The 22,699-nt window shown below is 65.4% G+C and carries 24 protein-coding genes and 1 pseudogene; 18 read left to right on the top strand and 7 right to left on the bottom strand.

Features of this window, described 5'->3' with window-relative positions; translation table 11 throughout:
- Together ACFDTC_RS12655 and sucC are read right to left on the bottom strand one after the other, a co-directional pair.
- A pseudogene (locus ACFDTC_RS12655) lies at positions 1–103 on the bottom strand (succinate--CoA ligase subunit alpha); the annotation flags it as partial.
- 290 nt (positions 104–393) lie between these two features.
- On the bottom strand, positions 394–1,587 hold the full coding sequence (sucC, locus tag ACFDTC_RS12650) for an ADP-forming succinate--CoA ligase subunit beta (protein ID WP_375259242.1): 1,194 nt from the start codon (positions 1,585–1,587) through the stop codon (positions 394–396).
- A 279-nt stretch (positions 1,588–1,866) separates the two neighbouring features.
- On the opposite strand from sucC, the gene ACFDTC_RS12645 reads away from it, so the two are divergent.
- Positions 1,867–3,360, top strand: coding sequence for a hypothetical protein (locus ACFDTC_RS12645; protein WP_375259241.1), 1,494 nt, complete (start codon positions 1,867–1,869; stop codon positions 3,358–3,360).
- Between the two features lie 78 nt (positions 3,361–3,438).
- Here the strand turns inward: ACFDTC_RS12645 and mdh are convergent, their stop codons facing one another.
- Positions 3,439–4,401, bottom strand: coding sequence for a malate dehydrogenase (gene mdh / locus ACFDTC_RS12640; RefSeq protein ID WP_375259240.1), 963 nt, complete (start codon positions 4,399–4,401; stop codon positions 3,439–3,441).
- 158 nt (positions 4,402–4,559) lie between these two features.
- Between mdh and ACFDTC_RS12635 the strand changes: the two genes are divergently transcribed.
- Entirely contained in the window at positions 4,560–5,315 is a 756-nt protein-coding gene (locus tag ACFDTC_RS12635) for a sulfite exporter TauE/SafE family protein (RefSeq protein WP_375259239.1), read from the top strand.
- A 42-nt stretch (positions 5,316–5,357) separates the two neighbouring features.
- On the opposite strand, the gene ACFDTC_RS12630 is transcribed toward ACFDTC_RS12635, so the two are convergent.
- Positions 5,358–5,681: a hypothetical protein gene (locus ACFDTC_RS12630; protein WP_375259238.1), complete on the bottom strand. Its 324-nt coding sequence runs from the start codon at positions 5,679–5,681 to the stop codon at positions 5,358–5,360.
- 292 nt (positions 5,682–5,973) lie between these two features.
- Between ACFDTC_RS12630 and ACFDTC_RS12625 the strand changes: the two genes are divergently transcribed.
- The 11 genes from ACFDTC_RS12625 to ACFDTC_RS12575 all read left to right on the top strand — a co-directional run bounded on the left by ACFDTC_RS12625 (position 5,974) and on the right by ACFDTC_RS12575 (position 13,748).
- Entirely contained in the window at positions 5,974–6,825 is an 852-nt protein-coding gene (locus ACFDTC_RS12625) for an HpcH/HpaI aldolase/citrate lyase family protein (RefSeq protein ID WP_375259237.1), read from the top strand.
- 4 nt (positions 6,826–6,829) lie between these two features.
- A complete protein-coding gene (locus tag ACFDTC_RS12620) occupies positions 6,830–7,381 on the top strand; it encodes an NnrU family protein (protein WP_375259236.1) in 552 nt (183 codons plus the stop codon).
- 27 nt (positions 7,382–7,408) lie between these two features.
- Positions 7,409–7,612: a DUF1737 domain-containing protein gene (locus ACFDTC_RS12615; RefSeq protein WP_375259235.1), complete on the top strand. Its 204-nt coding sequence runs from the start codon at positions 7,409–7,411 to the stop codon at positions 7,610–7,612.
- A complete protein-coding gene (locus ACFDTC_RS12610; RefSeq protein WP_375259234.1) occupies positions 7,609–8,637 on the top strand; it encodes a MaoC family dehydratase in 1,029 nt (342 codons plus the stop codon). Before ACFDTC_RS12615 ends, ACFDTC_RS12610 begins: the two co-directional genes overlap by 4 nt.
- 206 nt (positions 8,638–8,843) lie before the next feature.
- The gene (sdhC, locus tag ACFDTC_RS12605) at positions 8,844–9,227 is read left to right on the top strand and encodes a succinate dehydrogenase, cytochrome b556 subunit (RefSeq protein WP_375259233.1); all 384 of its coding nucleotides are present in this window, start codon (positions 8,844–8,846) and stop codon (positions 9,225–9,227) included.
- Positions 9,228–9,237: 10 nt separating this feature from the next.
- Complete coding sequence (sdhD, locus tag ACFDTC_RS12600) at positions 9,238–9,609, top strand: succinate dehydrogenase, hydrophobic membrane anchor protein (RefSeq protein WP_375259232.1); 372 nt, start codon at positions 9,238–9,240, stop codon at positions 9,607–9,609.
- 42 nt (positions 9,610–9,651) lie between these two features.
- Positions 9,652–11,469: a succinate dehydrogenase flavoprotein subunit gene (gene sdhA / locus ACFDTC_RS12595; RefSeq protein ID WP_375259231.1), complete on the top strand. Its 1,818-nt coding sequence runs from the start codon at positions 9,652–9,654 to the stop codon at positions 11,467–11,469.
- An 8-nt stretch (positions 11,470–11,477) separates the two neighbouring features.
- Entirely contained in the window at positions 11,478–11,792 is a 315-nt protein-coding gene (locus tag ACFDTC_RS12590; protein ID WP_375259230.1) for a hypothetical protein, read from the top strand.
- A gap of 32 nt (positions 11,793–11,824) precedes the next feature.
- Positions 11,825–12,604, top strand: a complete 780-nt coding sequence (locus ACFDTC_RS12585; RefSeq protein WP_375259229.1) for a succinate dehydrogenase iron-sulfur subunit — start codon at positions 11,825–11,827, stop codon at positions 12,602–12,604.
- Positions 12,605–12,674: 70 nt separating this feature from the next.
- Positions 12,675–12,872 (top strand): hypothetical protein, encoded by a 198-nt coding sequence (locus ACFDTC_RS12580; RefSeq protein WP_375259228.1) that lies wholly within the window; start codon positions 12,675–12,677, stop codon positions 12,870–12,872.
- A gap of 30 nt (positions 12,873–12,902) precedes the next feature.
- Positions 12,903–13,748, top strand: a complete 846-nt coding sequence (locus ACFDTC_RS12575) for an urea carboxylase-associated family protein (protein ID WP_375259227.1) — start codon at positions 12,903–12,905, stop codon at positions 13,746–13,748.
- 73 nt (positions 13,749–13,821) lie between these two features.
- On the opposite strand, the gene deoD is transcribed toward ACFDTC_RS12575, so the two are convergent.
- From deoD to ACFDTC_RS12560, 3 genes are all read right to left on the bottom strand, one after another.
- Entirely contained in the window at positions 13,822–14,529 is a 708-nt protein-coding gene (gene deoD / locus ACFDTC_RS12570; protein WP_375259226.1) for a purine-nucleoside phosphorylase, read from the bottom strand.
- A 1-nt stretch (position 14,530) separates the two neighbouring features.
- Complete coding sequence (locus tag ACFDTC_RS12565; RefSeq protein ID WP_375259225.1) at positions 14,531–14,851, bottom strand: H-NS family nucleoid-associated regulatory protein; 321 nt, start codon at positions 14,849–14,851, stop codon at positions 14,531–14,533.
- Positions 14,852–14,976: 125 nt separating this feature from the next.
- Complete coding sequence (locus ACFDTC_RS12560) at positions 14,977–16,941, bottom strand: methylmalonyl-CoA mutase family protein (protein WP_375259224.1); 1,965 nt, start codon at positions 16,939–16,941, stop codon at positions 14,977–14,979.
- Positions 16,942–17,230: 289 nt separating this feature from the next.
- On the opposite strand from ACFDTC_RS12560, the gene ACFDTC_RS12555 reads away from it, so the two are divergent.
- The 5 genes from ACFDTC_RS12555 to ACFDTC_RS12535 form a co-directional block, all read left to right on the top strand.
- Positions 17,231–18,583, top strand: a complete 1,353-nt coding sequence (locus ACFDTC_RS12555; protein WP_375259223.1) for a 1-acyl-sn-glycerol-3-phosphate acyltransferase — start codon at positions 17,231–17,233, stop codon at positions 18,581–18,583.
- Between the two features lie 147 nt (positions 18,584–18,730).
- A complete protein-coding gene (gene ccrA / locus ACFDTC_RS12550; protein ID WP_375259222.1) occupies positions 18,731–20,017 on the top strand; it encodes a crotonyl-CoA carboxylase/reductase in 1,287 nt (428 codons plus the stop codon).
- Positions 20,018–20,368: 351 nt separating this feature from the next.
- The gene (locus ACFDTC_RS12545; protein WP_375259221.1) at positions 20,369–21,103 is read left to right on the top strand and encodes an autoinducer binding domain-containing protein; all 735 of its coding nucleotides are present in this window, start codon (positions 20,369–20,371) and stop codon (positions 21,101–21,103) included.
- Positions 21,104–21,238: 135 nt separating this feature from the next.
- Entirely contained in the window at positions 21,239–21,922 is a 684-nt protein-coding gene (locus tag ACFDTC_RS12540; RefSeq protein ID WP_375259220.1) for an acyl-homoserine-lactone synthase, read from the top strand.
- A 129-nt stretch (positions 21,923–22,051) separates the two neighbouring features.
- On the top strand, positions 22,052–22,699 hold a 648-nt coding region (locus ACFDTC_RS12535), incomplete at its 3' end, for an AAA family ATPase (protein ID WP_375259219.1).

The raw sequence follows: 22,699 nt of genomic DNA, 5'->3' as shown, positions 1-22,699 counted from the left end.
TCTTGGTCCCGTAGGCGATCGCCTGTTCCGTGTGAAAGGTCCCCTGCGAGCCGGTGAGGCCCTGGCAGATGACTTTGGTATTTTCGTCGACGAGTACGGCCATTTAGGCCTCCTTCTTGAATTCGAGATCCGCAACGAGTGCAACGAGCGCCAACACGGTAAGGGGAAGCGCGAGCAAAAGCGGGACCGCTGCTAGCCACTCCCCAACCTCGCGTCTCGTTTCGTCGTGCGGAAAGGTGGTGGCACTGAGCCAAAATAGAGAGATGCTAAGAAGCCATAAAAAGGCGCTTGCGAGCGTGATGTGCCCGGCCCTGCGGCTCGAAAACCGATACGCGAGGAAGGCAAGCGACGCCGCAACGGCCGTGACTATGGCGAACAGGGAGGGCACCGCGTTCAGCCCTTCACCGCCTTCACGATCTTCTCGGCGCCGTCCTTGAGGTCGTCCGCGGCGATCACGTCGAGGCCCGAGTTCCGGATGATCTCCTTGCCCTTGTCGACGTTCGTGCCCTCGAGGCGGACCACCAGCGGCACCTTGAGGCCGACTTCCTTCACCGCGGCGATCACGCCTTCGGCGATGACATCGCAGCGCATGATGCCGCCGAAGATGTTCACCAGGATGCCCTTCACGTTCTTGTCGGACGTGATGATCTTGAACGCCTCGGTCACCTTCTCCTTGGTGGCGCCGCCGCCCACGTCGAGGAAGTTGGCCGGTTCGGCGCCGTAGAGCTTGATGATGTCCATCGTCGCCATTGCCAGGCCCGCACCGTTGACCATGCAGCCGATCTCGCCGTCGAGCGCGATGTAGTTCAGGTCGTACTTCGAGGCTTCCAGTTCCTTGGAATCCTCTTCGGTCGTGTCGCGCAGCTCGGCGATGTCGGGGTGCCGGTAGATCGCGTTGCCGTCGAAACCCATCTTGGCGTCGAGGCATTTGAGATCGCCTTCGTCGGTGACGATCAGCGGGTTGATCTCGAGCATCTCCATGTCGTTTTCGACGAACATCTTGTAGAGCGTGCCCATGAGTTGGACGCACTGCTTCACCTGCTTGCCCTCGAGCCCGAGGTTGAAGGCGATGCGGCGGCCGTGGAACGGCTGGTAGCCGGTGGCGGGATCGACGCTGAACGACAGGATCTTGTCGGGGGTGTTCTCGGCCACCTCCTCGATGTCCATGCCGCCCTCGGTCGAGGCGACGAACGACACACGGCTGGTCACGCGGTCGACCAGAAGCGCCAGGTACATCTCGGTCTCGATGCCCGAGCCGTCCTCGATGTAGATGCGGTTGACCTGCTTGCCGGCCTCGCCGGTCTGCTTGGTGACCAGCGTGCGGCCCAGCATGCGCTTGACCTCCTGCTCGGCTTCCTCGACCGACTTGGCCAGACGCACGCCGCCTGCCTCGCCGGCATCGGCCTCCTTGAAGGTGCCCTTGCCGCGGCCACCGGCGTGGATCTGCGCCTTGACCACCCAGAGCGGGCCGTCGAGCGCGGACGCGGCGGTCTTGGCTTCCTCGGCGCGCAGGACGACACGGCCGTCGGAGACCGGGGCGCCGTAGCTGCGCAGCAGGGCCTTGGCCTGGTATTCGTGAATGTTCATGGGTCGACTGTCCCCGTCATTTTGCTTGCGATTTTTCGCGGTATACGCGGGCGTACCCGCCCAGGTTAAACGAATAATTGCTCAATTCGGTCCCGACCGGCGATTTTCCGCCGTATGTGATCACACGTTTCTAAGCTGTGATCACATAAATCGCGCGCTGGCTAGGCCCGGGGCGCATCGTCACGCGAATCGCGTGCAACCGCTTTCAAGCCGGGAACTGTAATTGCCGCGCTGACGTTGCACCGGTGCATATTACGCTTTGCGGAGAGGAAGGGCACCATGGCGCAACGCACCGGGTCTGCGGACATGAAACGCATTATTTTCTGGCTTGTGGCCGCCGTTGGCTGGCTTCTGGCAATCTACTTTTCAGTGACGAAATCGCAGGTCGAAGAACGGTTGACGCAGGACGTGCGCGCCATCGAGACCCAGCTGGCCGATCAGATCGGGACGTATGGCACGGTCGAGGAGCTGGAGACGGAGCTTGCCGAACTGCAGCCGCAGGTCGATCAGGCCGAGGAGCAGCTGACGAGCGTGGAAACCGAGCTCGAGACGCTGAACACCGAGCTGGGCACTTTGGAGGAAGAGCGCAACGCCTTGGCCGAAACGGTCGCGCGGCGCGAGGAAGAAGTGCAGATGCTGGAGCAGGAAGCCCAGCCGCTGCAGGAAACGATCTCGACCTTCGACCAGCGCAGCAGCGAGTTGCAGAACCAGATCTCGGAGCGCGAGGAGTCGCTGCGCGACGTGTCCGAGCGGCTTGAAGAGGCCCGCCAGCAGGAAGCGCAGCTGCGCGAGACGCTGGCCAGCCTCAACGAGGAAAGCGCCACGGTGTCCGAAAGCCTTGCCTCGGCGCAGGAAGACCTGCAGGCGACGGTCAACCAGGAGAACGAGCTGCGCGGCCGCGTCGAGACGCTGAGCACCGAAGTCGGCAATCTTCAGGCCCGCCAGTCCGAGCTCGAGGAGTCCACCGGTCAACTCGAGACGCGCCGCCAGCAGCTCGAGGAACTGGTCGCGGCACAGCGGCAGCAGCGCGACGAACTGCAGGCGCTGGTCACCACGCTGACCGAACAGGTCGAACAGCGCGGCAACCGGCTGCTCGAGATCGAGCAATCGATCTCGTCGGCGCTGACTGAGGGCGACACGCAGGCCTCGCAGATGTCCCAGGAGGGCGCGACCGATCAGTCGGAGCAATCTTCCGGCGAAGCCACATCACAACAGGCACAGGACGGCAGCACGGACGCCGGTGCCGCGGAAGGAGCGAGCGACGACGAGGCGCAGCCGGCACAGTCGGGCGATGCGGCCGACGGTGAAACCCAATCCGAAAATGGCGTCTCGCAGCAGGACGCAACCGAAGAAGGCGCAGATGCGCAATCGGGCGATACGGGCCGGTTGATCACCACCGGCGACGGTGACGGGGCGACGCAGGACGGGCAGGCGGCTTCGACACAAGATGAAGGCGCGACGGCAGAACAGGACGGCGCAGCGGCGGGCGACAGCCAGACAACTGCGAGCGATGGTCAACAGACTGACGCGCAATCGGCCGGCGAGCAGACGGATGCGCAATCGGACGGCCTGCAGACCGACGCGCAGTCGGAAGACGGCACCGCGTCCGACGCGAGTACCCAGACCGATGGCGGCGCCGATGCGCAAGCCGATGAAGGCCAAGCCGCAGATGGGCAGACCGATGACACTGCGGATGGGTCGGAGGAAACCGAGGACGACGCCACCCAGCGTCTGCAGAACCAGCAGGGCGGCGGCGGCACGTCGACGGACTGACCGCGCGGCATCGACCGAAAGAATAAAAAAAGCGCCCCGGTTTCGGGGCGCTTTTCGCTTTTCCACGTATGACAGGCGTCACGCCAGGCTGTCGTCGATGCCCTTGCACGCCTCGACAAGTCCCTTCACGGCCGCGACCGAATTGTCGAACATCGCCTGTTCGTCCTTGGTCAGCTTGATGTCGACGATGCGCTCGACCCCGCCGGAGCCGATGATCGTCGGCACGCCGACGTAGAACCCGTCGAGCCCGAACACGCCGTCGCAATGCGCGGCACAGGGCAGCAGGCGCTTCTGGTCCTTGAGGTACGCCTCGGCCATCTCGATCGCGCTGGTCGCGGGGGCGTAGAACGCGCTGCCGGTCTTGAGCAGGCCGACGATCTCGGCGCCGCCGTCACGGGTGCGTTGCACGATCGCGTCGAGCTTCTCCTGCGTGGTCCAGCCCATCTTCACGAGGTCGGGCAGGGGGATGCCGGCCACTGTCGAATAGCGCGTCAGCGGCACCATCGTGTCGCCATGCCCGCCGAGGACGAAGGCGGTCACGTCCTTCATCGACACGTCGAATTCGAGGCTCAGGAAGTGGCGGAAGCGCGCGCTGTCGAGCACGCCGGCCATGCCGCAGACCTTCTCGGCCGGCAGGCCGCTGAACTTCTGCAGCGCCCAGACCATCGCATCGAGCGGGTTGGTGATGCAGATGACGAAGGCGTCCGGCGCGTTGTCGCGGATGCCTTCGCCCACGGCCTTCATGACCTTGAGGTTGATGCCCAGCAGGTCGTCGCGGCTCATGCCCGGCTTGCGCGGCACGCCTGCGGTCACGATGCAGACGTCGGCGCCGGCGATATCGGCATAATCCGAGGTGCCTTTCAGACGCGCGTCGAAGCCCTCCGACGGGCCGGATTCCGCGATGTCGAGCGCCTTGCCCTCGGGCGTGCCCTCGGCGATGTCGAACAGGACGACGTCGCCCAGCTCCTTCATGGCGGCAAGATGCGCGAGCGTGCCACCGATCTGTCCCGCGCCGATGAGGGCGATCTTGGGTCTGGCCATGGATGTTCTCCGATCCTTCGGTTTGACTGGCGCGTGACTAGGCCTTTGACGCGTCGCGCGCAAGTCCGCCGCGCCGCGGCACGAAGGGCGCGCGGGCTTGTTCCGGGTCGCGCGCTGCGGGTAAGGCTAATCCGTGTTTGGCTTTTCCGGAGCGCGGCGTGGAAATCCTCAGCTGGTCGGTTTTCCTGGTGGCGGTGCCGGCGGTGATCTTCGCCGGCGTCTCGAAGGGCGGCTTCGGGTCGGGTGCCGCCTTCGCCAGCGCCTCGATTCTCGCCTTGGTGATCCCGCCCGGAGCGGCGCTGGGCTTGATGCTGCCGCTGTTGATGCTGATCGACGTGACCAGCCTGCGGGCCTACTGGCGCCGCTGGGATTGGCAGGCGGGGCGGGTGCTGCTGCTGGGTGCGGTGCCGGGAACCCTGGCGGGGGCCGCGTTCTACGCGGCGGCCAGCCCGGATGCGATCCGGCTGCTCATCGGGATCGTGTCGGTGAGCTTCGTGGCGTGGCAGGTCGCGCGGTCGAGGGGGTGGATCCGCTTCGCCGAGTGGCGGCCGGGACGCACCACCGGCACGGTGGCCGGCGTCGTCGTGGGTTTCACCAGCTTCGTGAGCCACGCAGGCGGCCCGGCGGCGGCGGTGTATCTTCTGGGACGGGGGCTGTCGAAGACGGCGTACCAGGCGACCACCGTGCTGGTGTTCTGGGCGGTCAACCTGCTGAAATCGCTGTTCTACGCGGGGATGGGCATCTTCTCGGCCGAGACGCTGCTGCTGGCGGCGGCGCTGGCGCCCTTCGCTTTGCTCGGTACGTGGATCGGCATCCGCGCCCACACGCGGGTGTCCGAGCGCCTGTTCTTCGGCGTCACCTACACCCTGCTGACCCTGACCGGGATCAGGCTGATCTGGATCGCGCTGACCTGATCCGGCTTCGGTGGCACCGGGGGCGCGGCCCCCGGCGCTAGATCAGACCTCGTCGCCCTGCGGCGGCAGGATGTCGGCCATTTCCTCGAATGCCTGGCCCGAGGCCACGAGGCACGTCATCCCGGCGGTCGTGGTGATGGTGATCGTCCAGGTGCCCGTCGCGGCCGAGGCGAAGACCTCCATCACCGCGTTGTTGTTGCCCAGCCCGATGCTCTTGCGCGTCTCGCCGTATTTCGCGGCCAGCCGCTCGATCACCGTGTCGCGCGGGGCGCAGTTGCGCGCCGGCGTTTCGGCCCGGGCCAGCGAGGTCGCGCCCAAGGCAAGGCCGGTCGAGAGCAGGATCAGTTTCGCCGTCATCTTCGTCATCGCGTTACCCTTTCGGCACGCACCGGATGCTCTTCCCGAAGCCACCGGTGATTGGGTCCCTCGAGCCCTGCATCCCTCTGATCGATGCTAATCGGCCCATTTCGACATGCCTCACATTCCGGGACTTTGTCTCAACACATGGTTAACGACCCGCCCGTTGCCGAGAAATGTCGGTATTATGCGCGTGCGTAGTCAGCGCCTGCCCGACAATCGCGCGCTCGCGATTCCGTCCTTGAAAGGGCGGGCAAAAGATGGCCACCTCCGCGCAACAATGTTTCCCGAGGAGGTGCTCATGGACATGCGCGCGCGCCCGTGCCGGTCGGTTCTCTACATTCCCGCCTCGAAGGCGCGGGCGCTGGAGAAGGCTCGCACTCTGCCGGTGGACGCGATCATCTTCGACCTCGAGGACGCCGTCTCGCCGTCCGAAAAGGCCGCGGCGCGCGAAACTCTGGCCGAGGCGCTGGCGCAGGGATACGGCCGCCGGTTGACCATCGTCCGGATCAACGCGCTCGACACGGAATGGGGCCGGGCGGACGCCGAGGCGGCCGAGACGATGCCCTGCGACGCGGTCCTGCTGCCCAAGGTCGACGCGCCCGCCCACCTGGACGATCTGGCCGCCCTGACGGACAAGCCGCTGTGGGCGATGATGGAGACACCGCGCGGCATGCTGGCCGCCGACAGCATCGCGGCGCACCCGCGGCTGGCGGGGATGGTCATGGGCACGAACGATCTGGCCAAGGACCTGCAGGCGCGCTTTCGCGCGGACCGGATGCCGCTAATGGCGGGATTGGGTCTGTGCGTGCTGGCCGCCAAGGCGCACGGTCGCGTCATCGTCGACGGGGTCTACAACGCCTTCAAGGACGACGAGGGTCTGCGCGTCGAATGCGAACAGGGCCGCGACATGGGCATGGACGGCAAGACGCTGATCCATCCGGCGCAGGTCGATGTCGCCAACGCGGCCTTCGCGCCCACCGCCGAAGAGATCGACCTCGCCCGCCGGCAGATCGCCGCTTTCGAAGAGGCCACCGCGCAGGGGCAGGGGGTCGCGGTTGTCGACGGGAAGATCGTCGAGAACCTGCACGTGGACACGGCACGCGAAACTCTGGCAAAAGCCGAGGCGATCGAAACCCTCACGGCGGAGTGAGCCCATGTCCTACGTCCTGCTGATCCTCGGCCTCGCCCTCTGGGTCCTGGCGCATCTCTTCAAGCGCATCGCGCCGGAGCGGCGCGCGCGCATGGGCGACGGCGGCAAGGGACTGGTCGCCGCCGGCGTGCTCGGCGGTGTCGTGCTGATGGTCATCGGCTACCGGGGCACCGGTTTCGTCAACCTATGGTACCCGCCCGCCTTCCTGGTGCACGTCAACAACCTGCTGATGCTGCTGGCGATCTTCGTGTTCGGCATGTCGGCCACGACCGGCCGTCTGCGTGGCGTGATGCGCCACCCGCAGCTCACGGCGGTCAAGATCTGGGCCGTCGCGCACCTGCTGGTGAACGGCGATCTCGCATCGGTCATCCTGTTCGGCGGGCTGCTGCTCTGGGCCGTGGCCGAGGTCATCCTTATCAACCGCTCCGAGGACTGGGTCCGGCCCGAGCGGGGCGAGCCCAAGGGCGACGTAAAGCTGGTTATCATCACTCTGGTCGTCTTCGCCGTCGTCACCGGCATCCACGCCTGGCTGGGCGTCTGGCCCTTTCCACGCTGACGTTCGGGGATATTCAAAGGTAACGTTATGAAACTGTATCGCTTTCTTTCCGAGGACGACACATCGGCCTTCTGCCACAAGGTCAGCGAGGCGCTCAGCAAGGGGTGGAGCCTCTACGGCGATCCCACTTACGCGTTCGACGGCGCGAACGGCGTGATGCGGTGCGGCCAGGCCGTGGTGAAGGAAGTCGAAGGCACCTACGATCCCGACATGAAGCTGGGTGCGCAGTGACCAAGACCAGCGCCGGGCATTTCTTCGAGGATTACCACGTCGGGCAGGTGATCGACCATGCGGTGCCGCGCACCGTGTCCGGCGGCGAGCGCGCGCTCTACCACGCGCTCTACCCCGCGCGGCACGCCCTGCATTCGTCGGACGAATTCGCGCGCGCCTGCGGGATGCCCGCCGCCCCGATAGACGACCTGATGGCTTTCCATCTGGTGTTCGGCAAGACGGTCCCGGACATCTCGCTCAACGCGGTGGCGAACCTCGGCTACGCCGAAGGGCGCTGGCACCGGCCGGTCTGGCCCGGTGACACGCTGCGCGCACGCTCGACCGTGATCGGGCTGAAGCAGAACTCGAACGGCAAGACCGGCGTCGTCTGGGTGCGCAGCGAGGGGCTGAACCAGCGCGATGAGGTCGTGCTGGACTACGTGCGCTGGGTGATGGTCCGCAAGCGCGACGTCGATGCGCCGGCGCCCGAGACGGTCGTGCCCGAGCTTCGAGGCGCGCTCGCGGCTTCGGATCTGGTGGTGCCCGAGGGGCTGGATTTCACCGGTTACGATTTTACGTTGGCGGGCGAGCCGCATCGCCTGACCGATTACGCGGTGGGCGAGGTGATCGACCACGTGGACGGCGTCACCGTCGAGGAAGCCGAGCACATGCTCGCCACCCGGCTGTGGCAGAACACCGCCAAGGTGCATTTCGATCTGACCGTGCGCCCCGAGGGACGGCTGATCTATGGCGGGCACGTGATTTCGATGGCACGCGGTCTCAGCTTCAACGGGCTCGCGAACGCGCAGATGATCGTCGGCCTCAACGGCGGCGCGCATGCCAATCCCTGTTTCGCCGGCGACACGATCAAGGCGTGGTCCGAGGTGCTGGACATTGCCGAGACCACGGCGCCGGGCGTCGGCGCCATCCGGTTGCGGCTGGTCGCGAAGAAGGGCGGAGAGCCATTCACCCTGCGCGGGGAGGATGGCAAGTACCTGCCGAACGTGCTGCTCGACCTCGACTACTGGGCGCTGATGCCGCTTTAGGGCGCGGATTCGCCGGTAGCGTTTCGTCCGGTCGCCGGGACGGGCAGCCAAGTCCGGTTTGTGATCACGGGCGATAGGCGTGTGATCACAAGGGGCGAAAATGCGCCGGATTGCGCCAAAAAACCGCGCCGCCGCCCGCCGCAGGCCCGTGACAGCGCACGCAAAAGCGTTACAAACCCACGCAAGGGAACCGAAAGGATGTCCAGATGGCCGACGTGAACCGGGGCAATCGCCCGCTCTCGCCGCACCTGCAGGTCTACCGGCCGCAGCTCAACTCGATCACCTCGATCCTGACGCGGATCACGGGCAACGCGCTGCTGGTCGCCATGCTGTTGATCGTGTGGTGGCTTCTTGCCGCCGCGACAGGCCCCGAGGCCTTCGCGACCGCCGACGCAGTGCTAACGTCGTGGTTCGGCGATCTGGTGCTGTTCCTGTCGCTCTGGGCGCTGTGGTACCACAGCCTGGCGGGCCTGAGGCACCTGGTCTGGGACCAAGGTCACTTCATGGACATCGAAAGCACGGACATGCTCAGCTGGGCCGTGATCGGCGGTTCGGTCCTTCTGACCATCGTGACCGTGTTGTTCATCTGAGGAGAAACCCATGGCATTCCTGACAGACCGCAAGCGTGCAGAGGGCATGGGCTCGGCCAAGACCGGCACGCAACACGCTTGGAGCATGAAGAAGAGCTCGGTCGCGCTGCTGATCCTGATCCCGCTGTTCGTGTTCACCTTCGGCGCCGCGCTGGGTGGCACCTACGAGGAAGTGCTGGCTTACTACGCGCGGCCCTTCCCGGCGATCGTGGCGGCGCTCACGCTCGTGGTGTCTTTCAAGCACTTCAACGACGGTTTCCAGACCCTGATCGAAGACTACGTCCACGGTGCATGGGGCAAGTGGATTCTGCTGGGCATGATGTGCCTCAGCTACGGCGCGGCAGGCGTGGGCCTTTTCGCGATTGCGCGGCTGGCGCTGTAAGGCGCCCGCCCGATCGCGACCATTTCAGACGGAGCAGGACAGATGGCTGCATACGATTACGAGACGCACGACTACGACGTGGTCGTGGTGGGGGCCGGCGGCGCGGGCCTGAGGGCGACGCTGGGCATGGCCGAACAGGGCCTGCGGACCGCATGCGTCACGAAGGTGTTCCCGACCCGGTCGCACACCGTCGCCGCGCAGGGGGGCATCGCCGCGTCGCTGTCGAACATGGGCCCGGATTCTTGGCAATGGCACATGTACGACACCGTGAAGGGCAGCGACTGGCTGGGTGACACGGACGCGATGGAGTACCTCGCGCGCGAGGCGCCCAAGGCGGTCTACGAACTCGAGCATTACGGCGTCCCCTTCAGCCGCACCGAGGAGGGCAAGATCTACCAGCGTCCCTTCGGTGGCCACACGACCGAGTTCGGCGAAGGCCCCCCAGTGCAGCGCACCTGCGCCGCGGCCGACCGCACCGGCCACGCGATCCTGCACACGCTTTACGGGCAAAGCCTCAAGCAGAAGGCCGAGTTCTACATCGAGTATTTCGCGATCGACCTGCTGATGGAAGACGGCGTCTGCAAGGGCGTGCTGTGCTGGAAGCTCGATGACGGCACGTTCCACGTCTTCAACGCCAAGACCGTGGTGCTGGCGACAGGTGGCTACGGCCGCGCCTATTTCAGCGCGACCTCGGCGCACACCTGCACCGGCGACGGCGGCGGCATGGTGGCGCGCGCGGGCCTGCCGCTGCAGGACATGGAGTTCGTGCAGTTCCATCCGACGGGCATCTACGGCTCGGGCTGCCTGATCACCGAAGGCGCGCGCGGCGAGGGCGGGTACCTTACCAACTCCGAGGGCGAGCGGTTCATGGAGCGCTACGCGCCCAACTACAAGGACCTCGCGCCCCGCGACTACGTCAGCCGCTGCATGACCATGGAAATCCGCGAGGGCCGCGGCGTAGGCGAGCATGGCGACCACATCCACCTGAACCTGTCGCACCTGCCGAAGGAAGCGCTGGCCGAGCGGCTGCCGGGCATCTCGGAATCCGCCAAGATCTTCGCCGGCGTCGACGTCACCAAGGAACCGATCCCGGTCATACCGACGGTGCACTACAACATGGGCGGCATTCCGACGAACTACTGGGGCGAGGTGCTGAACCCGACCGAGGGCGACCCCAACGCGATTGTTCCGGGCCTGATGGCCGTGGGCGAGGCCGGTTGCGCTTCGGTCCACGGGGCGAACCGGCTGGGTTCGAACTCGCTGATCGACCTCGTGGTGTTCGGCCGCGCAGCAGCGATCCGCGCGGGCAAGATCGTCGACCGCGAAAGCGCCGTGCCGGTCGCGCCGAAGGATCAGATCGACAAGGCGTTCGATCGCTTCGACACGCTCCGCCACGCCGACGGCCAGACACCGACCGCCGAGCTGCGGCTGGAAATGCAGAAGACGATGCAGAGCGACGCCGCCGTCTTCCGCACCGGCGAGACGCTGTCGAACGGCGTGCGCCGGATGACCGAGATCGCCGGAAAGGTGAAGGATCTGAAGGTTACCGACCGCAGCCTGGTCTGGAACTCGGACCTGATGGAGACGCTCGAGCTGACCAACCTGATGCCCAACGCGCTGACCACGATCGTGTCGGCTGAGGCGCGGACCGAAAGCCGTGGCGCCCACGCGCACGAGGATCATCCCGATCGCGACGACGACAAGTGGCGCGTGCATACGATCGCCCGGATGCGCGGCGACCTCGCCACCGCAACCGAGGTCGAACTGAGTTTCCGTCCGGTGATCACAGATCCGCTGACCACAGAGGATCAGGGCGGGATCGAGCTGAAGCGCATCGCGCCGAAGACGCGGACCTTCTGATGCGCGCGATGTGCATACTGGCCGCGGGGCTGGCGCTTTTGGGCTGCTCGCCGCAGGTGCAGGATGCCTTTGCGCGCGAGGCCGCGCGCTCGGTCGTCACCCGTGTCGTTGTCGAGCGGTTCCCCGGCCTGCCGGTCGAACCGGCCATCGACTGCGTGATCGACAACGCGACGGCGGCGCAGATCCGCGCGCTTGCGTCCGACGCGGCCCTTGGGCCGACCCCTGCCACGGCCGAGGTGGTGGGCCAGATCATCACCAAGCCCGAAACGATCAATTGCCTGGGAACCCGGGGGCTGCCGGTCCTGCTGCAGCAGGCCGGATAGGCGCCTCCCGGCCCGACCCATAGGAGTCTGACATGGTTCAGTTCACCCTTCCGAAGAACTCGAAGATCCGCACCGGCAAGACGTGGCCCAAGCCCGAGGGCGCGACCAACGTGCGCAAGTTCCAGGTCTATCGCTGGACGCCGGACGACGGCGAGAACCCCCGCGTCGACACCTATTTCGTCGACATGGACAAGTGCGGCCCGATGGTTCTGGACGCGCTGATCAAGATCAAGAACGAGATCGATCCGACGCTGACCTTCCGCCGGTCGTGCCGCGAGGGGATCTGCGGCTCGTGCGCGATGAACATCGACGGGATCAACACGCTGGCCTGTATCTACGGCCTGGACGAGATCAAGGGCGACGTGAAGATCTACCCGCTACCGCATATGCCGGTGGTGAAGGACCTGATCCCCGACCTCACGCATTTCTACGCGCAGCATGAATCCGTCATGCCCTGGCTCGAGACAAAGACGAACCGCCCAGCCAAGGAGTGGAAGCAGTCCATCGACGACCGCAAGAAGCTCGACGGCCTCTACGAATGCGTGATGTGCGCCTGCTGCTCGACCTCGTGCCCGTCCTACTGGTGGAACGGCGACCGGTACCTCGGCCCCGCCGCGTTGCTGCACGCGTATCGCTGGATCGTCGACAGCCGCGACGAGGCGACGGGTGAGCGTTTGGACGACCTCGAGGATCCGTTCAAGCTGTACCGCTGCCACACGATCATGAACTGCGCCAAGACGTGCCCGAAGGGCCTGAACCCGGCGGCGGCGATTTCCGACATCAAGAAGATGATGCTGGATCGCGCGGTCTGATTGCCGTCTTCGTTCTGCAATCCGCGGCGGCGCGTGACGCCGTCGCGGGCGGAACGACAGGGAGGTCGCGATGCTGGTGGTCGTCGGTCTGATCGTCGCCTTCGTTCTGATCGCGGTGTTCTCGAACCGCGGCACGCGGGCCTGCCGGTGGCGGGAATACCCCAAGGCCGACGATAGCGTCTGGACCTGCGTGAATTGTGGCGCGACCACCCGCGGACCTGTGGGCAAGGCCCCCCGGACCTGCTTTCGCGACGGAGGCCAGACATGAACGCGCCCGCGACCGTTCAGGGGAGGTGACATGAGCGATGCGCCGCACGATGCCGAGGCCCGCCGCGCCGTTCCGCCGGTCATCTGCTATCCGACCGACACGCTGCCGCGGCCGGACCTTGAGCTTTATAGCCAAGCGCTTGCTTCGGCAGAGGTTGTCGACGTCGTGACGGTTGCGCCGCGTGAAGCGGCCACATTCCGCGTGCCTGCCGGGCAGTTCTTCCGCATCGTCAGCGTCGAGGGCCCGCAGGTCGGCGACCTGAACCTGTGGAACGCCGCCGATCTGACCGAGCGCTTCTATTCCGGCAAAACCCGCGCGCTGCACGGCACGCACCTGACGACGGGCGAGCGCATGTGGTCGTGCTTCCCGTATCTGCGCCCGATGGCGACGATCGTCGCCGACAGCCTCGACTGGTACGGCATCGACTCATTCGGTGGCTCTGTGCACGACGTGATCGGCACGCGCTGCGATCCCTACACGGGCAACCTGCTGTCGGGTACGCAGTACCACCATTGCTGTCATTCGAACCTCACCCGCGCGCTGTGCGACGCCACCGGCCTGCCGCTGCACGAAGCCGAGAGGCACGTGCACGACGTGCTCAACGTCTTCATGTGCACCGGCTTCACCCGCGACACCGGGCAGTATTTCATGAAGGCGAGCCCCGTCCGTCCGGGCGACGCGCTGACCTTGTTTGCCGAGATCGACCTGCTGGGCGCGCTCAGCGCCTGTCCGGGCGGCGATTGCTCGGCCGAGCATTCGTCGGACACCGCTGCCTGCTTTCCGCTGCGGGTCGAGATCCTGAGGCCTGACGCGCAGGCGTTGACCGGCTGGCAGCCGCCCGCGCCAAACGGGTATGACCGCAGCCACGGCCGCTGAGCGCCTGTTCGTTTTTCCTGAGGATTGTGCTGAGATCGCGAGAGGCGCGGCCCCTCGCATTCCCAAGCGCAAGTCAGCCGGAGAAGGCCGCCTCGAGCGCGATTTCGACCATCTCGCCGAAGGACCGCTCGCGATCCTCGGACGGCAGTGCCTCGTGCGTGACGAGGTGATCGCTTACCGTCAGCACGGCCAGCGTCCGTACGCCGTAGCGCGCGCCAAGCGTGTAAAGCTCGGCCGCTTCCATTTCCACGCCGAGAATGCCGTGCCGCATCATCTCGGCATTCAGGTCCGGCCGTTCGTCGTAGAAAACGTCCGATGAGTAAATCCCGCCCACATGCGGCGTGATCCCTTTCGACGCGGCCGCATCGGCGGCGGCGCGCAGCAACCCGTAATCCGCGCAGGGCGCGTAATTGAGATCGCGGAATATCCCGCGCGAGGGCGTGGAAAGGGTCGAGGCCGTCATCGCCAGGATCACGTCGCGAATGGCGATATTCTCTTGCATGGCTCCGCAGGAGCCGATGCGGATCAGCGTCTTTGCTCCGTAATCGCGGATCAGCTCGTTGGCGTAGATCGACAGGCTGGGCATTCCCATGCCCGACCCGTGGATCGTCACCCGATTGCCTTTCCACGTCCCGGTGAATCCGAACATGCCGCGCACGCGGTTCACGCATTCCGGATTGTCGAGGAACGTTTCCGCCGCCCATTGCGCCCGCAGCGGATCGCCGGGCATCAGAACCGTTTCCGCGACCTCGCCCGGCTTGGCGCCGATATGGACAGTCATCTCAGATCTTCAGGTCGTCGAGCGACTTGCCGCTTTCCAGCCATTCCTTGACCCAGTTGGGCTGGCGGCCGCGACCGGTCCAGGTCTTTTCCGGGTTCTCGGGATGCGCGTATTTCGGCGCGCCCTTGGAGCCTTTCGCCCCTTTTGCGCTTCCACCACCGATCACGTCATCCAGCGAGAATCCGTATTCCTGCGCGGCCTTTTCGGCGGCGCGCTTTGCTTCCGCCTTGCGCCGGGTCTCGAGCGATTTGAGAGCTTTTTCCGCGTCCGAGATGAGTTTCACCAGTTCGTCGCGCGACAGTTTATCCAGGTCGATTGCCATGTCTTATCCTCATGAGTTTTCCAATTGCGTATGAACAAAGAAAACCCAATGCAAGATGGATCCCGCAATCGCGAGTGTGCTGACACAAAATAGAAGACTTTTTCGCGGATTTTCGCCGAAAAGGTTTATTCAGCCGCAAGGTTCGCGGGATCGGCGAGCGTCACGATATCCATCATGATCGCGTTCAGGGCAAAATCCTTGGGGGTGTAGACTTTCGAGACACCCATTCCGCGTAGCCGCGCGATATCGTCCTCGGGAATGATCCCGCCCACGATCACGGGGGTTTCCGAAAGCCCGGCCATTTCCAGCCGCCGCAGGACGTCTTCGACCAGCGGGATGTGGCTGCCCGACAGGATTGAAAGCCCGATCACGTGTGCGCCGCGCGCGGCCGCATCGACGATCTGTTCCGGCGTCAGGCGAATGCCGGCGTATTCGATATCCATCCCGCAATCGCGCGCGCGAAAGGCGATCTGCTCGGCCCCGTTGGAGTGCCCGTCGAGCCCTGGCTTGCCCACCAGCAGCTTCAGCCGGCGGCCCAGCCGGTCGCTGACTGCGTCAACCGCTTCGCGGATCTCGTCCAAGCCCTGGGTCATGTTGGACCGCGCGTGCGAAACGCCCGTGGGCGCGCGGTATTCGCCGTGGATGGCGCGCATCTCGCCGGCCCATTCGCCGGTCGTCACGCCCGCCTTTGCGCAGGCAATCGAGGCGGGCATCACGTTCTTACCGTCGCGCACCGCCGCGCGCAGCGCGGCCAGCGCGTCCTTGACCGCGGCGCCGTCACGCGCGGCGCGCCACGCTTCCAGACGGCCGACCTGCTCGGCCTCGACTCCCGGATCGACCGTCATGATGCCGCCGTCCTCGCCCATCAGCGGCGAGGGTTCCGTCCCTGTGAAGCGGTTCACGCCGACGACCGTGGTCTCCTCGCGCTCGATCCGGCCGACGCGGGCGGCGTTGGATTCCACCAGCCGGCCCTTCATGTAGTCGATCGCCCGGATCGCGCCGCCCATGGCGTCGAGATTGGCCAGCTCGGCGCGCGCGGCCTCCTTTAGCGCGGCGACCTTGCGCTCGACTGCCGGGTTGCCGTCGAACAGGTCGTCGTATTCCAGCAGGTCCGTTTCGTAGGCCAGGATCTGCTGCATGCGCATCGACCATTGCTGATCCCAAGGACGGGGCAGGCCGAGCGCCTCGTTCCAGGCGGGCAGCTGCACCGCACGGGCGCGGGCGTTCTTGGACAGCGTCACGGCTAGCATTTCCAGCAGGATGCGGTAGACGTTGTTCTCGGGCTGCTGCTCGGTCAGGCCGAGGCTGTTCACCTGCACGCCATAGCGGAAGCGGCGGTATTTCGCGTCCTCGACGCCGTAGCGCTCGATCAGGATCTCGTCCCACAGGTCCACGAAGGCGCGCATCTTGCACATCTCGGTGACGAAGCGGATGCCCGCGTTCACGAAGAAGCTGATCCGCCCCACCATGCGCTCGAACTCGGCCCCAAGTACGCGGGGGCGCAACTCGTCCAGCACGGCCACCGCCGTACCCAAGGCAAACGCAAGCTCCTGCTCGGGTGTCGCGCCGGCCTCTTGCAAGTGATAGGAGCACACGTTCATCGGGTTCCATTTGGGGACGTGGGTCAGGCAGTACTCGGCCACGTCGCCAATCATCCGCAGGCTGGGCTCGGGCGGGCAGATATACGTCCCGCGGCTCAGGTATTCCTTTATCAGGTCGTTCTGCACTGTGCCGGTGAGCTGCGCGACATCCGCGCCCTGCTCCTCGGCTACCGCGATGTAGAGCGCGAGCAGCCAGGGCGCCGTCGCATTGATCGTCATCGACGTGTTCATCTGTTCGAGCGGGATGCCGTCGAATAGCGTGCGCATGTCGCCTAGGTGGCACACCGGCACGCCCACCTTCCCGACCTCGCCGCGGGCCAGCACGTGGTCGCTGTCGTACCCGGTCTGCGTGGGCAGGTCGAAGGCCACCGAAAGGCCCGTCTGCCCCTTCGCCAGGTTTCCGCGGTAGAGCGCGTTCGATGCCGCCGCGGTCGAGTGGCCGGCATAAGTGCGGATCAGCCAGGGCGTGTCGCGAGAAGTGTCGGTCATCAGGGTCTCCGGGATCGGATTCTAGCTTGCAATCTTATTGCGTTGCGAAACAGGTATTAGACATAATGTGTCTTTGTCAATTCGCCGCAGTGCAGCGCGCCGGATCGCAGGATGCCGCGCGTCGATCCGGTGGGAAAGCGAAATGGGAAGCGGTCGCTCTTCCTTTCGAGCGTTCGGCGCAGCTTGATCCCCATGGGGTGATGCGCCCGCGACGCAGGCCGCGTCGCGCGGCGCCGGGCAAATCCTTAGAGGTTGCGCGCGCAAGGGGGGCCTGACACCGTTTGCTCCCATGACCGCCCCTGTCACCCTGCCGCTCTGGCTGTTCATCCTCATCCTGATCTTCGCGGTCGCGGCATTCGCCACGAACTTTCTATTCCCGTCTGTGCGCTGGTTCCTTCGTCGCCGGATGCAGCGCGCGGTCGATCGGTTGAACCGGCGGCTTGAGCGGCCGATCCAGCCGTTCAAGCTGTTGCGCCGCTACGATCTGATCCAGCGCCTGTGCTACGACCCGGAGGTCACTCGCGCGATCGTCGCCCATGCCCGCGAGACCGGCGTGCGCGAGGATGTCGCCTTCGAGCGCGCTCGCGCCTATGCGCGCGAGATCGTGCCGTCGTTCTCGGCGCTGACCTATTTCGGCTGGGGCGTCGGGCTTGCACGCCGGCTGTCGAACGCGCTGTTCCGCGTGCGGCTGCGCCACCACGACGCCGGCGCGCTGCAGGCAATCGATCCCGAGGCGACCGTGGTCTTCGTGATGAACCATCGCAGCAACATGGACTACGTGCTCGTCACGCACCTGGCCGCCGACCGGTCGGCCCTGTCCTATGCAGTGGGGGAATGGGCGCAAGTCTGGCCGCTGAGCCGGCTCATCCGGAACATGGGAGCGTACTTCATCCGCCGCCGCGCGCGTGACACGCTGTATCGTCGGGTCCTGCGGCGCTACGTGCAGATGTCGACCGAGGCCGGCGTCACGCAGGCGATCTTTCCCGAAGGAGGGCTGAGCCTCGACGGCACCGTACACCCGCCCAAGAAAGGTTTGCTGAGCTACATAGTCGAGGGTGGTCGCCAAGGCGCACGCGACATCGTCTTCGTGCCGGTCGCGTTGAACTACGACCGTGTGCTCGAGGACCGCGTCCTGATCGGGGCCGGGCAGGCCGGCAAGCGCAAGTTCGATGCCGGGATCCTGCGCGTGATGCGGGCGGTGCTGCGGCAGGCGTGGCGGAAGGTGACCGGCCGCTTCCAGCGCTTCGGCTACGCGGCCGTGAGTTTCGGCACGCCATTTTCCTTGCGCGAAGCGCCGGACCTTGCCGCCGACGCCGATGCGCTGGCCAGGACCCTGATGGACCGCATCGCCGCGATCGTTCCGGTTCTGCCCGTGCCGCTTGTCGCGTGGTTGTTGCTGCGCGTGAAAAGCTGCACGCGCGAGGATCTGGAGGCCGAGACCGAGGCTGCGGTCGCTAGGCTGGGCGACGCGCATGTGCATCTCCCGCGCTCCAGTCATGCCGCGGCGGTCGAGCTTGGCCTGCAGGCGCTGACCCGTCGCGGTATCGCGGTCGAGCAGGATGGCCGCTACGCCGTGGTTCCCGAGCAGCGCGCGCTGGCCGAGTTCTATGCCAATTCCATCACGCACCTGATGGAGCGGTGACCACACATTCTGCACTTGCTCGGTTATAAAGTTACCGAAACAAACACCCTGGATATTGCAAAGTTACCCATCGAGGCGTAAGCCGATGGCGGGTACCCGCGATTCTGCACTGCAGCGCCGGGTCGAGGACATGGACAGGAGGCCGGCATGGCTTTGGACAACCAGCCGGGCATCGCTCAGTACGACGCCCCCGAGAAGGATCTTTACGAGATCGGCGAAATGCCCCCGATGGGCTACGTGCCGAAGAAGATGTACGCGTGGGCGATCCGGCGCGAGCGTCACGGCGAACCCGAGAAGAGCTTCGAGATAGAGGTCGTCGACACCTGGGACGTGGACAGCAACGAGGTGCTGGTCCTCGTGATGGCCGCGGGCGTGAACTACAACGGGGTCTGGGCGGGTCTCGGGCAGCCGATCAGCCCCTTTGACGGCCACGGCCAGCCCTACCACATCGCGGGTTCGGACGCCTCGGGGATCGTGTGGAAGGTCGGCGCAGCCGTGCGCAACTGGAAGGTGGGCGACGAGGTCGTGATCCACTGCAACCAGGATGACGGCAACGACGAGGAATGCAACGGCGGCGACCCCATGTTCTCGCCCACCCAGCGGATCTGGGGCTACGAGACGCCCGACGGCTCTTTCGCCCAGTTCACCAAGGTGCAGGCCCAGCAGCTGATGCCGCGGCCGCGTCACCTGACCTGGGAGGAGAGCGCCTGCTACACGCTGACGCTGGCCACTGCCTACCGGATGCTGTTCGGCCATCACCCGCATGAGCTCAAGCCCGGGCAGAACGTGCTGGTCTGGGGGGCGTCGGGAGGACTGGGGTCCTACGCGATCCAGTTGGCGAACACAGCGGGCGCGAACGCGATCGGTGTCATCTCGGACGAGAGCAAGCGCCAGTTCGTGATGGACCAGGGGGCCAAGGGCGTCATCAACCGTAAGGAGTTCGACTGCTGGGGCCAGCTGCCCACGGTGAACACGCCCGAATACAACGCCTGGCTGAAAGAGGCGCGAAAGTTCGGCAAGGCGATCTGGGACATCACCGGCAAGGGCGTGAACGTGGACATGGTCTTCGAGCACCCCGGCGAGGCGACGTTCCCCGTCTCGACATTGGTCTGCAAGAAGGGCGGCATGGTGGTGATCTGCGCCGGCACGTCCGGGTTCAACTGCACCTTCGACGTGCGCTACATGTGGATGCACCAGAAACGTCTGCAAGGGTCGCACTTCGCGCATCTCAAGCAGGCGGCTTCGGCCAACCGGCTGATGATCGAGCGCCGGCTCGACCCGTGCATGTCCGAGGTCTTCCCGTGGGCCGAGATTCCCGACGCCCACACCAAGATGATGAAGAACGAGCACAAGCCCGGCAACATGGCCGTTCTCGTCCAGGCGCCACGCACCGGATTGCGCACTTTCGAGGACGCGCTCGACGCGAAGAAGTAGGGTCGGATCATCCGGCCAGACGCGAACGCCCGCGAATCGGTCCAGACCGGCGCGGGCGTTCGTCGTTCCGGAGGTCGCCCCAACCATTCCAAAGGCCTGAAAATCGCCCCCTCGCTATTTATGGGGAGTTAGAATGTGCGAATATTAAGCTGAATCCGCGCATGCTAGAGTTGTTTTAATAGGTCGTTAACTACTATTAAGCGAGGCTCCCCATGGGACATGACTGGATCTTGGACGTAATTACCGATCTGAAGGCTTTCGCGCGCGCCAACGACATGCCGACGTTGGCGGCGCAACTCGACGACGTGTCCTACGTCGCTCAGATCGAGATTGCGTCCGCTGCCGAGGGGGATGGCCTTGGGGTACTTGGCGAACACGCCGCGTCTGGACGCGCTGATCGAAGGATTGGAATCCGCTGACTCGCTCGAGCGGCTTCAGGCCGCGTCGGTCGCGTTTCGTGATTTCTACGGCATCAATCACGTCGTCTATCACTGGGTCAACAGCGCCGGAGAGCAATACGGCTGCGGAACATACGACGATGTCTGGGTCGATCGGTATCTCGAGAAGGGCTACCTGAGGGTCGATCCGGTCATCCAGGGGTGCTACCAGAAGTTCCATCCAATCGACTGGAAGCGCCTCGACTGGAGCAGCAAGGCCGCACGGGCCTTCCTGCAGGATGCAATCGCCCACGGTGTCGGCAACCAGGGCTTTTCCATCCCGATCCGCGGCCCGAACGGCCAGTATGCGCTGTTCACTGTCAGCCACATCTGCTCCGACGAGGACTGGGAGGAATTCACCACCACGAACCGACGCGACCTGATCCTGATCGCGCATTGCTTCAACCAGGTGGCGCTGCAGCTCGAACCCGGGCGCGCGCCCGACCAAGGCCAGCCGCTGTCCCCGCGCGAGGTCGAAGCAATGACGATGCTGGCGATCGGCCTGTCGCGGGCGCAAGCCGCCGACAAGCTGCAGATCTCCGAGCATACGCTTCGGGTCTACGTCGAAAGCGCGCGCTTCAAGCTTGGCGCGCTAAACACAACACACGCGGTCGCACGGGCCCTCAGCCGTGGCCTGATCGTGGTTTAGAAGGGCCCGTTAAGCCGCCGGTAACCACGCCGCGCGGTCCTGAATCATGTCGTTAAGAAACTCGGGGCAAAACTTTCCTCATCAGATCAACGCCGCGACGCACCAGCGACCGGCACGACACCAAGGGGAACCGACATGATCCGCTACATCTACGCCGAAGACCTGCACAACTTCCCGACCCTCGCGCACACGATGTTCCTGGACCGTGCGGACCAGTTCAAGACGCGCCTCGGCTGGGACGTGTCGGTCGACGAGCTGGGCTACGAGCGCGATGAGTACGATGCGCAGAACCCGCTCTACGTCATCTGGGAAAACGCCGACGGCACGCATGGTGGCTCGATGCGGCTGCTGCCGACGGTCGGCCAGACCATGGTCAACGACCACTTCGTACACCTCACCGACGGCGTGCGCATCGAAAGCCCCTTCATCTGGGAATGCACCCGCTTCTGCCTGTCCCGCGACGCGACGCCCGGTGTGGCCGCAGCGCTGATGCTGGCCGGTGGCGAGGTGATGCGCGAATTCGACATCGAGCACTTCGTCGGCGTCTTCGATGCCCGCATGGTCCGTATCTACCGCCGTATCGGCTCGTCGCCGGAAATCCTCGGGAGCCAAGGCGAGGGCCGCGAGCAGATTTCGGTCGGCCTGTGGGAATTCTCGGCCGAAGCGCAGGCCTCGGTCGCCAAGAGCGCCGGGATCTCCCCCGAAATGACCCGCCGCTGGTTCGAACGTTCGTTCAATGCCACCGAACCGACCCCGATGATGGACCTCGCCGTGCAGGCCGTCGCCGCCGCAGCCGTTCCCATGCGCCTGGCTGCCTGACCCTACCTTCGGTAGCGGGCGGGCAGGACCCGCCCGACCGACGGCCGCTGCATATCTCGGCCCGTGAACAGACGGGCGACGCCGGGTTTCATCTGGCACCGCACCACCCCTGAGGATAGGGTCGCGCGCATGAACGCGCCCGTGATCCAGTTCTCAGACGACCAGGCCCAGGCCTACGATGCCGTGGCGGACCTGCTGCACGATGCGGGCATCGATCTGGAAGACGGATTGTGCCTGCCCGCGAAGGAGGGCAAGTCCCGGATCCTCGCGCTGACAGGCAAGGCGGGCAGCGGCAAGACGCTGCTGCTGTCGGAACTGGTCAAGGCGCTCGAGGCCGCGGGCGTAGACACCGTGTCGGGAGACTGGGAAGGCCGCCGCAGGCGCGATCGCCGGACCCTTGCCGTGCTGGCGCCCACCAACAAGGCCGCAAGCGTGCTGCGCAACCGTGGCGTGCCGGCCACCACGATCCACCGCATTCTCTATACGCCGGTTTACGATCCGGAATACGAGCGCATCGCCGAATGGCTGATGGGAAACGGCGAGAAGCCCGAGATCGAGGACCTGACCCCCGAGGCCTTGGATCGCGCCGCGGCGAGTTACGCGCAGCATTCCTCGGTTCCCGCGGCGCTGGCCGCCGCCGGGTTGCGCGGCAGCGACTTCATCACAGGCTGGAAGCGGCGCGAGGAACCGCTCGACATTGGCTTCGTCGACGAGGCCTCGATGCTGGACGAACGCCAGGTCGAGGACCTGCAGGAGATTTTTCCGACGCTGCTGCTG

This window comes from Citreimonas sp. (assembly GCF_042096055.1).
Classification (GTDB): Bacteria; Pseudomonadota; Alphaproteobacteria; order Rhodobacterales; family Rhodobacteraceae; genus Citreimonas.
The sequence above is the reverse complement of the archived record's forward strand: the minus strand, read 5'-3'. Positions and strand labels throughout refer to the sequence as shown.

What these genes read in the sequence shown, in the direction of transcription:
- sucC (WP_375259242.1), bottom strand. Translation starts at nt 1,587, where the DNA reads ATGAACATTCACGAATACCAGGCCAAGGCCCTGCTGCGCAGCTACGGC.
- ACFDTC_RS12645 (WP_375259241.1), top strand. Translation starts at nt 1,867, where the DNA reads ATGGCGCAACGCACCGGGTCTGCGGACATGAAACGCATTATTTTCTGG.
- mdh (WP_375259240.1), bottom strand. Translation starts at nt 4,401, where the DNA reads ATGGCCAGACCCAAGATCGCCCTCATCGGCGCGGGACAGATCGGTGGC.
- ACFDTC_RS12630 (WP_375259238.1), bottom strand. Translation starts at nt 5,681, where the DNA reads ATGACGAAGATGACGGCGAAACTGATCCTGCTCTCGACCGGCCTTGCC.
- ACFDTC_RS12625 (WP_375259237.1), top strand. Translation starts at nt 5,974, where the DNA reads ATGGACATGCGCGCGCGCCCGTGCCGGTCGGTTCTCTACATTCCCGCC.
- ACFDTC_RS12620 (WP_375259236.1), top strand. Translation starts at nt 6,830, where the DNA reads ATGTCCTACGTCCTGCTGATCCTCGGCCTCGCCCTCTGGGTCCTGGCG.
- ACFDTC_RS12615 (WP_375259235.1), top strand. Translation starts at nt 7,409, where the DNA reads ATGAAACTGTATCGCTTTCTTTCCGAGGACGACACATCGGCCTTCTGC.
- sdhC (WP_375259233.1), top strand. Translation starts at nt 8,844, where the DNA reads ATGGCCGACGTGAACCGGGGCAATCGCCCGCTCTCGCCGCACCTGCAG.
- sdhD (WP_375259232.1), top strand. Translation starts at nt 9,238, where the DNA reads ATGGCATTCCTGACAGACCGCAAGCGTGCAGAGGGCATGGGCTCGGCC.
- sdhA (WP_375259231.1), top strand. Translation starts at nt 9,652, where the DNA reads ATGGCTGCATACGATTACGAGACGCACGACTACGACGTGGTCGTGGTG.
- ACFDTC_RS12590 (WP_375259230.1), top strand. Translation starts at nt 11,478, where the DNA reads ATGTGCATACTGGCCGCGGGGCTGGCGCTTTTGGGCTGCTCGCCGCAG.
- ACFDTC_RS12585 (WP_375259229.1), top strand. Translation starts at nt 11,825, where the DNA reads ATGGTTCAGTTCACCCTTCCGAAGAACTCGAAGATCCGCACCGGCAAG.
- ACFDTC_RS12580 (WP_375259228.1), top strand. Translation starts at nt 12,675, where the DNA reads ATGCTGGTGGTCGTCGGTCTGATCGTCGCCTTCGTTCTGATCGCGGTG.
- ACFDTC_RS12575 (WP_375259227.1), top strand. Translation starts at nt 12,903, where the DNA reads ATGAGCGATGCGCCGCACGATGCCGAGGCCCGCCGCGCCGTTCCGCCG.
- deoD (WP_375259226.1), bottom strand. Translation starts at nt 14,529, where the DNA reads ATGACTGTCCATATCGGCGCCAAGCCGGGCGAGGTCGCGGAAACGGTT.
- ACFDTC_RS12565 (WP_375259225.1), bottom strand. Translation starts at nt 14,851, where the DNA reads ATGGCAATCGACCTGGATAAACTGTCGCGCGACGAACTGGTGAAACTC.
- ACFDTC_RS12560 (WP_375259224.1), bottom strand. Translation starts at nt 16,941, where the DNA reads ATGACCGACACTTCTCGCGACACGCCCTGGCTGATCCGCACTTATGCC.
- ACFDTC_RS12555 (WP_375259223.1), top strand. Translation starts at nt 17,231, where the DNA reads ATGACCGCCCCTGTCACCCTGCCGCTCTGGCTGTTCATCCTCATCCTG.
- ccrA (WP_375259222.1), top strand. Translation starts at nt 18,731, where the DNA reads ATGGCTTTGGACAACCAGCCGGGCATCGCTCAGTACGACGCCCCCGAG.
- ACFDTC_RS12545 (WP_375259221.1), top strand. Translation starts at nt 20,369, where the DNA reads ATGGCCTTGGGGTACTTGGCGAACACGCCGCGTCTGGACGCGCTGATC.
- ACFDTC_RS12540 (WP_375259220.1), top strand. Translation starts at nt 21,239, where the DNA reads ATGATCCGCTACATCTACGCCGAAGACCTGCACAACTTCCCGACCCTC.